A 14361-nucleotide genomic window follows, 5' to 3' on the forward strand; every position below is an offset into this window, starting at 1 on the left:
AGGCTGTGAGCGTGACGGACGACCCGCGTCGGCCGCCGACCCCGGTGCAGGGTGGGCCGCAGCGTGCGGACCTGCTGGAGCTGTTCTTCGATCTCGCCTTCATCGCGAGCCTGACTCTGGTCTCGCAGAAGATGGCGGCCGAGCAGAGCTGGATGGGCCTCGGCCAGGCGCTGCTCGTCCTGTCGACGCTCTGGGCGGCGTGGGTGACCACGACGCTGATCACCGACACCTACAGCCCTCGGAAGCGGCCGATTCCGTACCTGATCCTCGGCATCATGTTCGGTGTCATGCTGATGTCCGCCGCGCTGCCGACGGCGTTCCGTGACCACGGACTGGTCTTCGGTGGGGCCTGGGCCGCGATCAACCTGGGCCGGGGGCTGGTGCTCATCCGCTCACAACGCGGCCGGCAGGGACAGGCACGCTCCATCCGTGCCCTGCCCTGGTCCCTCAGCGCGGGGGCGCTCTGGGTGGTCGGCGGTCTGCTGACCGACCCCGGGTGGAGGCTCGGTGTCTGGTTCGCCGCGTTGGCCGTGGACTACATCGGGTTCGGGTTCCGCTTCCCCGTCCCCGGTCGGGCGGCTCTCCCGCAGTACCGGGTGACGCCGGAACACCTCGCCGAGCGGTACCAGCAGATCTACACCCTCGCCCTCGGTGAACTCATCCTGGTCAGTGTCCTCAGCCTGAGCCACGCGCCCTTCACCCCGGACCGGATAGCCGCTTTCGGCACCGCGTTCCTGACGGCCGTGGTGCTCTGGTGGAGTTACGCCGGAGGAGCGGGGGCATCTCTGCGCGCCGCCATCGAGGCGTCACCGCACCAGGCCCGGCTGGTGCAGACCAACCCGTACGCCCACTGGTTGATGCTTGCCGGTGTGGTCGGCACGGCTGCCGGCGTCGAGCGGATCATCGCGGAGCCCGGGGAACGCCCCGGCAGCGTCATGACGGCGCTCATCCTGGGTGGCACCGGGCTCTTCCTCTGCGGTCGGGCGGTCCTGGAGCACGAGGTCTACGGACGGGTGCCGCTGTCCCACGTCCTCGGCGTGGCGGCGACGATCGCCCTCGCGCCGCTCGCCGCGCACCTGCCCGGTCTGGCACTTGGCGTCGCGGCCGCCCTGGTGCTCCTCGGTGTGGCGCTCGGCGAACTGCTCCGCATGCGGCGCCGATCCGTTCCCGCGCCGACGGCACCCTGACCCCGGCCCGCCCGGGTACCGACGGTCTAACGGACCACCACGGTGATGGTGTACGCGCGGTCGTCCTTGGGGATCGTGACGGCGACGGTGCCGGTTCGGACGAACCGGATGTCCACCACCCCGGCCTCGTAGTGCTGCGAGACCAGCTCCGGCCGGTCGACGGTGACCAGACCGGGCCCGATGCCCTGGATCCGCAGCACCGCGCCGGTGGCGAAGCAGAGCGACCGCAGCAGTTCGAGTTCGGTGTCGGCCACCGGCAGGTCGTAGCGGACCGCGCCCTGACAACTGCTTGTCGGCGTCGTCGGTGGCGAGGTCGGGCGCTGGGGCGTACCCCGGGTCCTGGTCGGTGCGGGCGGCGCCGGCACGGGCCGTCCGGCGGCCGACGGCGGCCGGGTTGGCGACCGGCTGGTGCCCGGCGTCACCGACGGCGTGGGCGGCGACGGCAGCACCGACGCCGACGCCGACGGCCCGAGCGGCTGTACGGGCAGCGGCGAGACCGCGTCGCTGCCGCAGGCGGTGACCGCCGCGGCGGCCGCGAGAGCGGTGACGACGCGGCCGACGGCCCGGCGGAGCGGAACCACCCGACCTCCTTCCTCGATCGTCGATGCCACCGCCGGCGCTGACTCAGCCCGGCCCGGCGCCGAGCCGTTGTCGGACCTGCCGCCGGGCCAGGTGCAACCGGGACTTCACGGTGCCCACCGGCACGTCGAGCAGAGCGGCGATCTCGGGGTAGCTCAGCCCCAGGACGTCACGCAGGGCGACCACCTCGGCGAGGTCGGGGTGGACCGCGTCGAAGGCGTCGAGCAGGTCGAGTCGGGTGCCGGCGACCACGCTCGTCCGTCGCGGGTCGGCCTGGTCGGGCACCGGTACGCCGCCGGCCTCCAGCCGGCAGCGGCGGCGCAGCGTGCGGTACGTGGAGCGGGCCCGGTTGGCGGCCAACCGGTGCAGCCAGGTGCGGAACGAGGAACGCCCCTCGAACCGGGTGATCCCGCCGGCCACCGCCAGCAGCGTGTCCTGGCAGGCTTCCTCGGCGTCCTCCCGGCTGGGCAGGAACCGGGCGCACAACCGCAGCACCTCCGGGCGCACCGCGATCAGCAGGGCGTCGAGCGCGGCCGGGTCGCCGTGCGCGGCGGACCGGGCCAGGGCGTCGATGTCGTCAGCGTCGGGCATGCCGGGTGTCCAATGCTCGCCGGTGCCGATTCCTGAGCGTACGACCGGCGACCCCGCGGCGGCCCCGTAACGTCCGGCACCCGACCCGGACCGGCGCCCTACTCGAAGCGGGACACGTCCCCGGCGCCCCGGCGCAGGATCTCCGGCTCGGCCCCGGACAGGTCGATCACTGTCGTCGGCTCCCTGCCGCACTCGCCGGCGTCGAGCACCGCGTCGAGCTGGTGGTCGAGCCGTTCCTTGATCTCCCAGCCCTCGGTCATCGGCTCCTCGTCGCCGGGCAGGACCAGGGTGCTGGAGACCAGCGGCTCGGCCAACTCGGCAAGCAGCGCCTGGGTGACGGTGTGCCGGGGCACCCGCACGCCGACAGTCCGCTTCTTCGGGTGCAGCATCCGGCGGGGCACCTCCCGGGTGGCCGGCAGGATGAAGGTGTAGCTGCCCGGGGTGGACGCCTTCACCAGGCGGAAGACGGCGTTGCTGATCTGGACGAACTGACCGAGCTGCGCGAAGTCGTGGCAGACAAGTGTGAAGTGGTGCCGGTCGTCGAGGTGCCGGATCTGTCGGATCCGGTCCAGCCCCTCCTGGTTGCCCAGCCCGGTGCCGAGCGCGTAGCAGGAGTCCGTCGGGTAGGCGACCAGCCCGCCGGTGCGGATCAGGTCGGCGACCTGCCCGATGACCCGGGGCTGGGGGTTGTCCGGGTGCACGTCGTAGTACCTCGCCATCCTCGGGAGCCTAGGCGCATCCGCGACCGGGTGGGAGACGAGGGCCACGGCTGTCGGCGCGGACGGTGGAGCCGCCGAGATCACCTCGGTAGGGTAGGTCCCGGTCGGCTCCGACCAACAAGATCCACACCGCCGGGGGGCGCCACGCATGGCTGATTCGTTCGCGCATCTGCACGTGCACACCGAGTACTCGATGCTCGACGGAGCGGCCCGACTGAAGGACCTGTTCGCCGAGGCCAACCGGCTGGGCATGTCCGCGGTGGCGATCACCGACCACGGCAACATGCACGGCGCGAACGACTTCTACAACCAGGCGATGGCCGCCGGGATCACCCCGATCCTGGGCGTCGAGGCGTACGTGGCGCCGGAGTCGCGCTATCACAAGGCGCGGGTCAAGTGGGGTCGCCCGGAGCAGAAGAGCGACGACATCTCCGGTAACGGCGCGATCACCCACAAGACCATGTGGGCGAAGAACGCGCAGGGCCTGAAGAACCTCTTCACCCTCAACTCGCGCGCCTCGATGGAGGGGCACTACGTCAAGTGGCCCCGGATGGACATGGAGCTGATCGCCGAGCACGCCGAGGGGATCATGGCCACCACCGGCTGCCCCTCCGGCGCGGTCCAGACCCGACTGCGGCTGGGCCAGTTCGACGAGGCCCTCAAGGTCGCCGCCAGCTACCAGGACATCTTCGGCAAGGACAACTACTTCCTGGAGATCATGGATCACGGCCTCTCCATCGAGAGCCGGGTCCGTGAGGGGCTCACCGAGATCGCCCGCAAGCTGGACATCCCGCCGGTGGTCACCAACGACTCCCACTACACCCACGAGGCGCAGGCCACCGCCCACGACGTGCTGCTCTGCGTGCAGACCGGCAGCAACATCGACGACCCCAACCGGTTCCGGTTCGAGGGCGGCGGCTACTTCATCAAGAGCGCCGACCAGATGCGCGCGGTGGACTCGTCGGACCTGTGGCAGGAGGGCTGCCGCAACACCCTGCTGGTCGCCGAGAAGGTCGACCCGAAGGGCATGTTCGAGTTCCACAACCTGATGCCGCGCTTCCCGGTGCCCGGGGGCGAGACCGAGGAGTCCTGGTTCCGCAAGGAGACCTTCGCCGGCCTGGGCCGCCGCTATCCGAACGGCATCCCCGAGGGGCACGTCGTCCAGGCGGAGTACGAACTCGGCGTGATCAACCAGATGGGCTTCCCGTCCTACTTCCTGGTGGTCGCCGACTTCATCCAGTGGGCGAAGAACCAGGGCATCGCGGTGGGCCCGGGCCGTGGCTCGGCCGCCGGCTCGCTCGTCGCGTACGCGCTGGGCATCACCGACCTGGACCCGATCCAGCACGGCCTCATCTTCGAGCGGTTCCTCAACCCCGAGCGGGTCTCGATGCCGGATGTCGACATCGACTTCGACGAGCGTCGGCGCGGCGAAGTGATCAAGTACGTCACCGACAAGTGGGGCGACGACAAGGTCGCCCAGATCGCCACCTTCGGCACGATCAAGGCGAAGGCCGCGATCAAGGACTCGGCCCGGGTCCTCGGCTTCCCGTACGCGGTCGGCGACCGGATCACCAAGGCGATGCCACCGGCGGTGATGGGTAAGGACATCCCGCTCACCGGCATCTTCGACAACAAGCACCCCCGCTACGCCGAGGCGGGCGAGATCCGCGGCCTGTACGACTCCGACCCGGACGTCCGCAAGGTGATCGACACGGCCAAGGGCATCGAGGGGCTGATCCGGCAGACAGGTGTGCACGCCGCCGGCGTCATCATGTCCGCCGAGCCGATCATCGAGCACATCCCGTTGATGCGCCGCGACGCCGACGGCGCGATCATCACGCAGTTCGACTACCCGACCTGCGAGTCGCTCGGGCTGTTGAAGATGGACTTCCTCGGCCTGCGCAACCTGACGATCATCGACGACGCGGTCAAGAACATCGAGCTGAACCACGGCCTGAAGCTCGACCTGTTGGCCCTGCCGCTCGACGACAAGGCCGCGTACGACCTGCTGGCCCGGGGCGACACCCTCGGCGTGTTCCAGCTCGACGGCGGGCCGATGCGGTCCCTGCTGCGGTTGATGAAGCCGGACAACTTCGAGGACATCTCCGCCGTCCTGGCCCTGTACCGACCGGGCCCGATGGGCGTCGACTCGCATACCAACTACGCGCTGCGCAAGAACGGCCTCCAGGAGATCACCCCGATCCACCCGGAGCTGGAGGAGCCGCTGCGGGAGATCCTCGCCCCGACCCACGGGCTGATCGTCTACCAGGAGCAGGTGCAGCGCGCCGCGCAGATCCTCGCCGGTTACAGCCTCGGTCAGGCGGACCTGCTGCGCCGGGCCATGGGTAAGAAGAAGAAGGAGATCCTCGACAAGGAGTTCATCCCGTTCCGGGACGGCTGCCGCGAGCGCGGCTACTCCGACGAGGCGATCCAGGCGGTGTGGGACGTCCTGGTGCCGTTCGCCGGGTACGCCTTCAACAAGGCGCACTCCGCCGCGTACGGCCTGGTCTCCTACTGGACCGCGTACCTGAAGGCGCACTACCCGGCCGAGTACATGGCCGGGCTGCTGACAAGCGTCGGCGACGACAAGGACAAGATGGCGCTCTACCTGTCCGAGTGTCGCCGGATGCGCATCCAGGTGCTGCCGCCGGACGTGAACACCTCGGCCGGGCCGTTCACCCCGGTCGGCAAGGACATCCGCTTCGGCCTCGCCGCCGTGCGCAACGTCGGGGCGAACGTGGTCGCCTCGATCATGCGGTGCCGCGACGAGAAGGGCGAGTACGGCGACTTCTACGACTTCCTGTCCAAGGTGGACGCGGTGGTCTGCAACAAGAAGACGATCGAATCGCTGATCAAGGCGGGCGCGTTCGACTCCCTCGACCACCCCCGCAAGGGCCTGCTCGCGGTGCACGCCGACGCCATCGACGCGTACGCCGACGTCAAGCGCAAGGAGGCCGTGGGCCAGTACGACCTGTTCGGCGCCGGCTTCGGTGACGCCGACACCGGCAGCACCACGGTGATGCCGGTCATCGGTGACAGTGAGTGGGACAAGCGCGACAAGCTGGCCTTTGAGCGGGAGATGCTCGGCCTGTACGTCTCCGACCACCCGCTGTTCGGCCTGGAACACATCCTCAACGCGGCGGCCGACACCACTATCGCGTCCCTGGCCGAGGAGGGCGCGGTGCCCGACGGGGCGGTCGTCACCCTCGCCGGCATCCTGTCCGGGGTGCAGCGCCGGGTCACCAAGCAGGGCCGGGCCTGGGCGTCGGCCACCCTGGAGGACCTGGCCGGTGGCGTGGAGGCGCTGTTCTTCCCCAACACCTACGAGGTGATCGGGCAGTACATCGCCGAGGACGCCATCGTGGTGGTCAAGGGTCGGGTGGACCGCCGCGACGACACCCCGCGGATCATGGCGATGGACATGTCCATGCCGGACGTCAGCACCAGCGCCACCAACAAGCCGGTCACCCTCACCATCCCGGTGCACCGCTGCACGCCACCGTTGATGGAGAAGCTCAAGGAGACCCTGGTGCTGCACCCCGGCGACACCGAGGTGCACGTCAAACTGCTCAACGGCGGGCGCACCACCACCCTGCGACTGGGCCCGTTCCGGGTGGCGGCGACGACCGCGCTGATGGGTGACCTGAAGAGCGTCCTCGGCCCGGCCAACGTGAGCTGACCAGGCCCCGGTCCGGCCGGCGAGCGCCGGCCGGACCGTCCGGCTCAGCCCCGGTCGGGGGCGCCGACCTCCCGCAGCTGGCCGTCGGCCAGCCGCAACCAGCGCTGCACGCCGATCTCGGCGAGGAACCGCTCGTCGTGGCTGACCACCACGAACGCCCCCTGGTACGCCGACAGCGCGCTCTCCAACTGGCCGACGCTGACCAGGTCCAGGTTGTTCGTCGGCTCGTCGAGCAGCAGCAGCTGTGGCGCCGGTTCGGCGCAGAGCACACAGGCGAGGGTGGCGCGCAGCCGTTCACCGCCGGAGAGCACCCCGACCGGCAGGTTCACCCGGGCACCCCGGAACAGGAACCGGGCGAGCAGGTTCATCCGCTTGGCGTCCGGCAGGCTCGGCGCGTACGCGGCGAAGTTCTCCGCCACCGTGCGGTCGAGGTCCAGCAGGTCCAGCCGCTGCGACAGGTACGCGATCCGCCCGTCGGCCCGTCGAATCTCACCGCCGGCCGGCTCGAGGTCGCCGTTGACCAGGCGCAGCAGGGTGGACTTGCCGACGCCGTTCGCCCCGGTGAGCGCGATCCGTTCCGGCCCCCGGATGACGAGGTCCGCGCCGTCGCCACCGAACAGGTCCCGGTCGTCGAAGCGGGCCCGCATCCCCTGGCCGGAGAAGAGCGTGCGCCCGCCCGGGACACTGGTGTCCGGCAGGTCGACGGTGATCCGGTCCTCGTCGCGTACCGCCCGCCCCGCCTCGTCGAGTCGGGCCTTGGCCTGACCGAGCCGGGACGAGTGCGTCTCCTGCGCCTTACCCGCCGACTCCTGCGCGCTGCGCTTGAGCCCACCGGCGACGATCCGGGCCAGGCCGGCGTTCTTCAGGTTCTTGGACGCGTTGCTGGCCCGCCGGTCGGCGCGCTCGCGGGCCTGCTGCTTCTCCCGCTTCTCCCGCTTCACCTCCTGCTCGGCGTTGCGCAGGTTGCTCTCGGCCACCTCCCGCGCCGCCTGCACCGCCTCGGTGTACGCGGTGAAGTTGCCCCCGTACCAGCGGATCTCGCCCTGGTCCAGCTCGGCGATGCGGTCCATCCGGTCCAGCAGCTCCCGGTCGTGGCTGACCAGCAGCAGGCACCCGGACCAGTCGGTCAGCACGTCGTAGAGCTTGTGCCGGGCCGCCAGGTCCAGGTTGTTCGTCGGCTCGTCGAGCAGCAGCACGTCCGGGCGGCGCAGCAGTTGCGCCGCCAGACCGAGGGAGACCACCTGACCGCCGCTGAGCGTGTGCAGCCGTCGGTCGAGGTCCAGGTCACCGAGGCCGAGCCGGTCCAACTCCGAGCGGGTGCGCTCCTCGATGTCCCAGTCGTCGCCGATCGTGGCGAAGTGGTCCTCGCCGGCGTCGCCGGCCTCGATGGCGTGCAGCGCCGCGATCCGCTCGGCCACGCCCAGCACCTGCGCCACGCTCAGGTCACCGGCCAGCGGCAGCGTCTGCGGGAGGTAGCCGAGCACACCGTCGACGGTGACGCTGCCGCCGCTTGGCCGTAGCTCCCCGGCGATCAGCCGCAGCAGGGTGCTCTTGCCGGCGCCGTTGGGTGCGACCAGGCCGGTGCGGCCGCCCGGCACGGTGAAGGACAGCTCCGCGAAGACCGGGGTGTCGTCCGGCCAGGAGAAGGACAGGTTCGAGCAGACAATGAACGCATCAGACATGCGAGTGACCTCGGAGGGTGGGGTGGGCGTGCCAAAGCCGCCCGACGACAACGGGAACAGATGGAACGGCGACTCGGCCCCGGCGGCTGCGCGAACGCGCGCCGAACCGATGGCCGAACACATCCGGTCTCACCCGGAGATGTCGTCGTCACCCGCCATGTCTGGTCTCCCTGGTCGTGCCACCAACCCAACTCCGTCGAGTCTAACAACGGATCTTCATGCCGCCACCGGGTTCCCGGGCCACTGCCGCATCGCAGTACCGGACAGCCACGCTCGGCGCTGGCGGAGCTAGGACACGTCGAAGAGACGCAGTCCGTCGTACTCGGCGAAGTCGGCGAAGTCCTTGCCGTTGAACGTGGCAAGCGGCAGTCGGTCGACCAGGCAGCAAGCCGCGATCCAGGAGTCGTTCGTCGGCCGGGGGCGGCCCCGGTGCTGAGCCCGCGCTTGGAGGTGCCCCCAGGTGACGGACACCGCCTCGTCGAAGGGAAGTAACACGATCCCCGCCCGCCACTGTGCCAGGTCAGCCAGCTTACGCGGCCCCCAGCTGCGGAGTGCTGTCCACTTGGTCAGCTCGCCGAGCGTCACGAAGGTGATGCAGAGGGTCTTACCGGTCAGGCGGGCACGGAGACGCTCAGGTAGCCGCCCACGAAGGATTGCTGACGCCACGTCGGTGTCGAGAACGACAAGGCTCACGCGGCGCCTGCCCGCCGAGAGGCATACAGATCAACGAGGAATTCATCCAGTTCCTCGTCTGATTCGAACAGACCCGGACGGGCCAGGTCGTCCACGGAATCGATCGGTCGAATGCCCTGACGGCGGGCCAACTCCTCGGCTGGCACGTGTTCGGTCGTCGGCCACTCGGGCATCCGCTCGGCGTTGCTCGACGTCACAGCCCACCTCCGGGAATCGTTCCGTCGTCGATTCTCCCACCTCCACGTCGAAGCGCGGCACCTCACCGCCGATGTCAGGCGGAGTTGTTTCGTGCTCAGCGGGGGCGGTACTCGACCTCGGGGCGGCCGGGGGTGCCGTAACGGGGGCTGCGGGCCGCCCGGTCGACGGTCACCAGATACTCCAGGTAGCGCCGGGCGGTCACCCGGGAGATTCCGGTCACCGCGCTCACCTCGGTCGCGGAGAGCCCGACCTGCGTGCGGGTGCCGTCGGTGAGCGCGGCGCGTACCCGATCGAGGGTCTGCGCGTCGAGCCCCTTGGGCAGGCTGTGCCCGGCGGTGCCGCGCAGGGTGGCGAACATCTGGTCCACCTCGTGCTGGGCGGCGACCTCGCCGTCGGCGAGCGCCTGGGCGCGGTAGTCGGCGTACCGCTCCAACTTGTCGCGGAACGCGGCGAACGTGAACGGCTTGAGCAGGTAGTGGGTCACCCCGAGGGACACGGCCGTGCGGACCACCGCGAGGTCCCGCGCCGACGTCACCGCGAGCACGTCGACGCTGCTGCCGGCCGCGCGCAGCGCCCGGCAGACATCCAGGCCGTGCAGGTCGGGCAGCCGAAAGTCGAGGAGTACGAGGTCCACGTCGCCGCCGTCGTTCGCGCGCAGGGCCGCCATCGCCGCCCGCGCGGTGTGCGCCACCCCGACCACCACGAAACCGGGAACCCGCTCGGCGTACGCGCTGTGCGCCTCGGCCAGCAGCGGCTCGTCCTCGACGACAAGCACCCGGATGTCGGTCACGACCGCTCGACCCTGCCCGGCAGCCGGACGGTGAACAGGCTGCCGCCGTCGTCCGAGCGACCCACCTCGGCACTACCGCCGTGCCGCCGCACCACCTGCCCGACAAGTGCCAGGCCGAGGCCGCGGCCGGTGCTCTTGGTGGACCAGCCGCGCCGGAACGCGTCGGCGACCCGAGCGGGTGCCAGGCCGGGGCCGCTGTCGGCGACCCGGACCATCAGCTCGTCGTCGGCCGTACCGACGAAGACCCGCACCCGCCGCGGCGCTGGCGTGCCCGCCACCGCCTCCAGGGCGTTGTCGACAAGGTTGCCGACCACGGTGAGGAGGTCTCCGGTCGGCAGGGGGCTGTCGTCGAGGCGGCAGTCCGGCTCGATGACCAGATCCACCCCGCGTTCGCCGGCCTGCGCGGACTTGCCGAGCAGCAGCGCCGCAAGTGCCGGCTCGGTCACCGCGCCGACCACCCGGTCGGTCAGCTGTTGGGCGAGGGCCAGGTCCCGGGTGCCGAGCCGCACTGCCTCGTCGGCGCGGCCCAGCTCGACCAGGGTCAGCACGGTGTGCAGCCGGTTGGCCGACTCGTGGGTCTGCGCCTGCAACGCCTCGGTCAACGCCCGCACCGAATCCAGCTCGCTGGCAAGCGTGCGCAGCTCGGTCTGGTCGCGCAGGGTCAGCACGGTGCCGAGGACCGCGCCCTCGAAGCGGGTGGTCCGCTGGTTCGCGACGAGCACCCGGTCACCGGCGAGGATCGGCTCGTCCCGGGCGTCGCGCCCGGAGCCGAGCAACTCGGCCACCGCCGGGGGCAGGGCGATGCCGGCCACCGGCTGGTCGATCACCGGCGCGTCCGCCTCCAACCCCAGCAGCCGACGGCCCTCGTCGTTCACCAGCGCCACCCGACGATCGGTGGTCAGCACGACGAGACCCTCGCGCACCGAGTGCAGGACGGCGTCGTAGTACTCGTACATCCGGGTCATCTGCGCCGGCCCCAGACCGTGCGTCTGGCGACGCAGACGGCGGCTGAGCAGCCAGGAGCCCGTCGCGGCGAGGGCCAGCGCCGGCGCGGCCACACCGAGCAGCACCGGCAACTGGCCGAGCAGCTTGCGGTCGATGGCGCGGGTGGTGATGCCCACCGAGACCAGACCGACGAGGCGTCGCTGCTCGTCGTAGACCGGAACGACCGCCCGCACCGACTCGCCGAGCGTCCCGACGTTCGTGGTAGTGAACGGATGGCCCGCCAGGGCGGGCCCGATCTCGCCGACGAACGGCTCGCCGATCTGGTCCGGCGTCGGGTGCGAGAAACGGGTGCGGTCGGGGGCCATCACCACCACGAAGTCGGTGCCCGTGGCCTTGCGGGTCGATTCGGCGTACGGCTGCAGGACCCTTGCCGGATCGGCGGTCGTGAGTGCCGCGCGGACGTCCGGGGAGCGGGCCACGGTCTGCGCCACCGCGAGCACCTCCTCCTGCGCGGCCTGGCGGGAGTCGCTGCGGGCCAGCCAGGCGGCGCCCGCCGCGCCGGCCAGCACGAGCAGCGTCACCACCACCGCCTGGAGGGCGAAGAGCTGCCCCGCGATGCTCCACTGGCGTCGGGCCACCTCCACCACCTCCTCGTCCCGCCACCCGGTGTGCGTTCGCGGTGAACAGAATGACCGCAAGGCTGTCAACGGGTGAGACGCGCTTCACATTGTCGACATGGACACCACCGCACCCGCTACCACCCCGGCTCCGGCGGCCCGCCGGGACCGTACCCGTTACCTGTATCTGGCCGTCATCGTGGCCGTGGTCGCCGGCATCGTGGTCGGCCTGGTCGCCCCCGGTTTCGGCAAGGAACTCAAGCCGATCGGCACCGGCTTCGTCAACCTGATCAAGATGATGATTAGCCCGGTCATCTTCTGCACCATCGTGCTCGGCGTCGGCTCCGTCCGGCAGGCCGCGAAGGTCGGCAAGGTCGGCGGCCTGGCCCTCGGCTACTTCCTGACCATGTCGACGGTCGCGCTCGCCATCGGCCTGGTCGTCGGCAACCTCGTCCACCCCGGCTCCGGGCTGGACCTCGGCCCGGACCTGGCCGGCTCCGGCAAGGCTGCCGCCGGTGACGAGGCCGCCGGTACGGCGGAGTTCCTGCTCGGGATCATCCCGACGACCCTGCTCTCCTCGCTCACCGAGGGCAAGGTGCTCCAGACGCTGCTTGTCGCTCTGCTGGTCGGCTTCGCCGTGCAGGCCATGGGTCGTCGGGGTGAGCCGGTGCTCAGCGCCATCACCGTCATCCAGCGGGTCGTCTTCAAGGTCCTCGCCATGATCATGTGGCTGGCGCCGATCGGCGCGTTCGGCGCGATGGCCGCCGTGGTCGGCGCGACAGGCGTGGACGCCCTCAAGAGTCTCGCCCAGATCATGGTGGGCTTCTACGTCACCTGTCTGATCTTCGTGCTGGTCTTCCTGGGCGCGCTGCTGTGGTTCGTGGCCCGGATCTCGATCTTCTCGCTGCTGCGTTACCTGGGCCGCGAGTTCCTGCTGATCCTGTCGACCTCGTCGTCGGAGTCGGCGCTGCCACGCCTGATCGCCAAGATGGAGCACTTCGGTGTGAGCAAGCCGGTCGTCGGCATCACGGTGCCCACCGGCTACTCGTTCAACCTGGACGGCACGGCGATCTACCTGACCATGGCCTCGCTGTTCATCGCCGACGCGCTGGGCAAGCCACTGGCCATCGGCGAGCAGATCTCGCTGCTGCTGTTCATGATCATCGCGTCGAAGGGCGCCGCCGGAGTCACCGGCGCCGGGCTGGCCACGCTGGCCGGTGGCCTCCAGTCACACCGCCCGGACCTCGTCGACGGGGTCGGTCTGATCGTCGGCATCGACAGGTTCATGTCGGAGGCTCGGGCGCTCACCAACTTCGCCGGCAACGCGGTGGCGACAGTGCTTGTCGGAACCTGGACCGGCGAGTTCGACCGGGAGCGGGCGGTCGGAGTGCTCAGCGGCAACGACCCGTTCGACGAGACGACAATTGTCGACGAGCACCCTGACGACGAGTCGGCGACGCCGCGCCCCGCCGACAAGGAGGCCACGGCGGCAGTCTGACGCACGCGGCGGACCGGGGTCGCGGTGACGCAGCGCCACCGCGACCCTCGCCGCCCGGCAGTGATCCACTCCGTTTCCCGAAAGACGGGGCGTCCGAGCCTGCCCGACACCGCGACTTCCTGAAGGCCGAGTCGATCTCCAAGCCGCAGCCGCTGCGTCGACCGCGGGGTGTCAGCGGCGGCGTGCGCGCCACATCGTGTGTTCCCTGGAGATCGCCGTCTCCGTGTCGTTCACGAACCGCGACAGTTCGGCTTCCGAGCTGATCCGGGTGGCCAGCGACCCCATCGCAGCGAGCTCCTGACTGGCCAGGGCGTAGGCGGTCGCCACCGCGCCGTGTTGCCGCGTCTGCGTCCAGGCCGCCCCGGCGGCGACCGCGGCGGCGGCAACTCCGAGCAGGTCGAGGTCGGTCAACCCGGCAGCCCGCGACACGGCGAGGGTCACCCCGACTATCTCCAGCACGAGCATGCTGACCGACCAGCGGGTCGCCCGTACGCGGTTCGACAGCGACCGCTCGGCGTACCAGGCTCGTTGGGCTTCCAGACGACCGGTCAGGTACGCGGCGCGGCGGTCCGCAAGGGAGGCTGCGCGCAGCGTCCGCATCCCCTCGGTGATTTGTTGCCCGGACATCGCGGGGGCCGTCAACCCGGCGGCCGACATGTCTCGGGTCAGACCGAACAGCCGGTTGGTGAATTCCTCGACGCTGTCCGAGTCGCTGCGTGACCGGGGAAAGGGATCCGCCCCGACGGTGAATCGCCAGGTGAGCGACTTGACGGATTCGGAGAGGGCTCTGCCGACGTACCACCGCTCATTGGGGCGATTGGTGAGAAGGAAGACCTCGACGATCGAGGTCGCGGCGAACGCCCCCGCCGCGAGCGCCGGGCCCAGGGCGAAATCGTCGAGTTTCCAGGTGGCGACTCCCGCGACCGCGGCCACCAGGAGCAGGCACAGTCGCAGCGCGATCAGGGTCGCGTACACGCGTTGGCCGCGCTGCGACTCGTAGGACACGGCGCGCTGAAACGGGGGAAGATCCGTGGCCTTCAGCATGGCGTTGACCTCTCGACGAAAGTCCACGGCGCCGGCAGCAAGAGCGAGAACACCAACCCCAGGCGCTGTAGACAGTAGACACCCCCCATCCACCCCCCCCCCCCCGGGGCCCCCCGCGCCCGCCCCGGGCCCCCCGGCC

General features: G+C 70.6%; 12 protein-coding genes. 3 read left to right on the top strand and 9 right to left on the bottom strand.

All coding sequences use genetic code 11. The annotated features are described in order from the left end of the window. The first annotated feature begins 11 nt into the window (after nucleotides 1-11). A complete protein-coding gene (locus tag ACWER9_RS16240) occupies nucleotides 12-1187 on the top strand; it encodes a low temperature requirement protein A (protein WP_452302580.1) in 1176 nt (391 codons plus the stop codon). A 26-nt stretch (nucleotides 1188-1213) separates the two neighbouring features. Here ACWER9_RS16240 and ACWER9_RS16245 read toward each other — a convergent pair whose 3' ends face one another. The 3 genes from ACWER9_RS16245 to ACWER9_RS16255 all read right to left on the bottom strand — a co-directional run bounded on the left by ACWER9_RS16245 (nucleotide 1214) and on the right by ACWER9_RS16255 (nucleotide 3076). Beyond that, nucleotides 1214-1768: a hypothetical protein gene (locus ACWER9_RS16245; protein ID WP_452302581.1), complete on the bottom strand. Its 555-nt coding sequence runs from the start codon at nucleotides 1766-1768 to the stop codon at nucleotides 1214-1216. A 43-nt stretch (nucleotides 1769-1811) separates the two neighbouring features. Next, nucleotides 1812-2357, bottom strand: coding sequence for an RNA polymerase sigma factor (locus ACWER9_RS16250; RefSeq protein WP_452302582.1), 546 nt, complete (start codon nucleotides 2355-2357; stop codon nucleotides 1812-1814). Nucleotides 2358-2455: 98 nt separating this feature from the next. Then, nucleotides 2456-3076 (bottom strand): L-threonylcarbamoyladenylate synthase, encoded by a 621-nt coding sequence (locus ACWER9_RS16255; protein WP_452302583.1) that lies wholly within the window; start codon nucleotides 3074-3076, stop codon nucleotides 2456-2458. 148 nt (nucleotides 3077-3224) lie between these two features. Between ACWER9_RS16255 and dnaE the strand changes: the two genes are divergently transcribed. Beyond that, on the top strand, nucleotides 3225-6755 hold the full coding sequence (gene dnaE / locus ACWER9_RS16260; protein WP_452302584.1) for a DNA polymerase III subunit alpha: 3531 nt from the start codon (nucleotides 3225-3227) through the stop codon (nucleotides 6753-6755). 44 nt (nucleotides 6756-6799) lie between these two features. On the opposite strand, the gene abc-f is transcribed toward dnaE, so the two are convergent. The 5 genes from abc-f to ACWER9_RS16285 form a co-directional block, all read right to left on the bottom strand. Further along, nucleotides 6800-8437 carry a ribosomal protection-like ABC-F family protein gene (gene abc-f / locus ACWER9_RS16265; protein WP_452302585.1) on the bottom strand — a complete coding sequence of 546 codons (1638 nt, stop codon included), beginning with the start codon at nucleotides 8435-8437 and terminating at the stop codon, nucleotides 6800-6802. Between the two features lie 288 nt (nucleotides 8438-8725). Beyond that, entirely contained in the window at nucleotides 8726-9130 is a 405-nt protein-coding gene (locus ACWER9_RS16270; RefSeq protein ID WP_452302586.1) for a PIN domain-containing protein, read from the bottom strand. Then, the gene (locus ACWER9_RS16275) at nucleotides 9127-9327 is read right to left on the bottom strand and encodes a hypothetical protein (RefSeq protein WP_452302587.1); all 201 of its coding nucleotides are present in this window, start codon (nucleotides 9325-9327) and stop codon (nucleotides 9127-9129) included. Before ACWER9_RS16275 ends, ACWER9_RS16270 begins: the two co-directional genes overlap by 4 nt. A 95-nt stretch (nucleotides 9328-9422) precedes the next feature. Beyond that, the gene (locus ACWER9_RS16280; protein WP_452302588.1) at nucleotides 9423-10118 is read right to left on the bottom strand and encodes a response regulator; all 696 of its coding nucleotides are present in this window, start codon (nucleotides 10116-10118) and stop codon (nucleotides 9423-9425) included. Then, nucleotides 10115-11701 carry an ATP-binding protein gene (locus ACWER9_RS16285; protein ID WP_452302589.1) on the bottom strand — a complete coding sequence of 529 codons (1587 nt, stop codon included), beginning with the start codon at nucleotides 11699-11701 and terminating at the stop codon, nucleotides 10115-10117. Before ACWER9_RS16285 ends, ACWER9_RS16280 begins: the two co-directional genes overlap by 4 nt. 97 nt (nucleotides 11702-11798) lie before the next feature. On the opposite strand from ACWER9_RS16285, the gene ACWER9_RS16290 reads away from it, so the two are divergent. After that, complete coding sequence (locus ACWER9_RS16290) at nucleotides 11799-13178, top strand: cation:dicarboxylate symporter family transporter (protein WP_452302590.1); 1380 nt, start codon at nucleotides 11799-11801, stop codon at nucleotides 13176-13178. A gap of 171 nt (nucleotides 13179-13349) precedes the next feature. On the opposite strand, the gene ACWER9_RS16295 is transcribed toward ACWER9_RS16290, so the two are convergent. Further along, nucleotides 13350-14222, bottom strand: a complete 873-nt coding sequence (locus ACWER9_RS16295) for a DUF4231 domain-containing protein (RefSeq protein WP_452302591.1) — start codon at nucleotides 14220-14222, stop codon at nucleotides 13350-13352. Nucleotides 14223-14361 lie beyond the last annotated feature (139 nt).

The sequence above is a fragment of the Micromonospora sp. NPDC003944 genome (assembly GCF_053605225.1).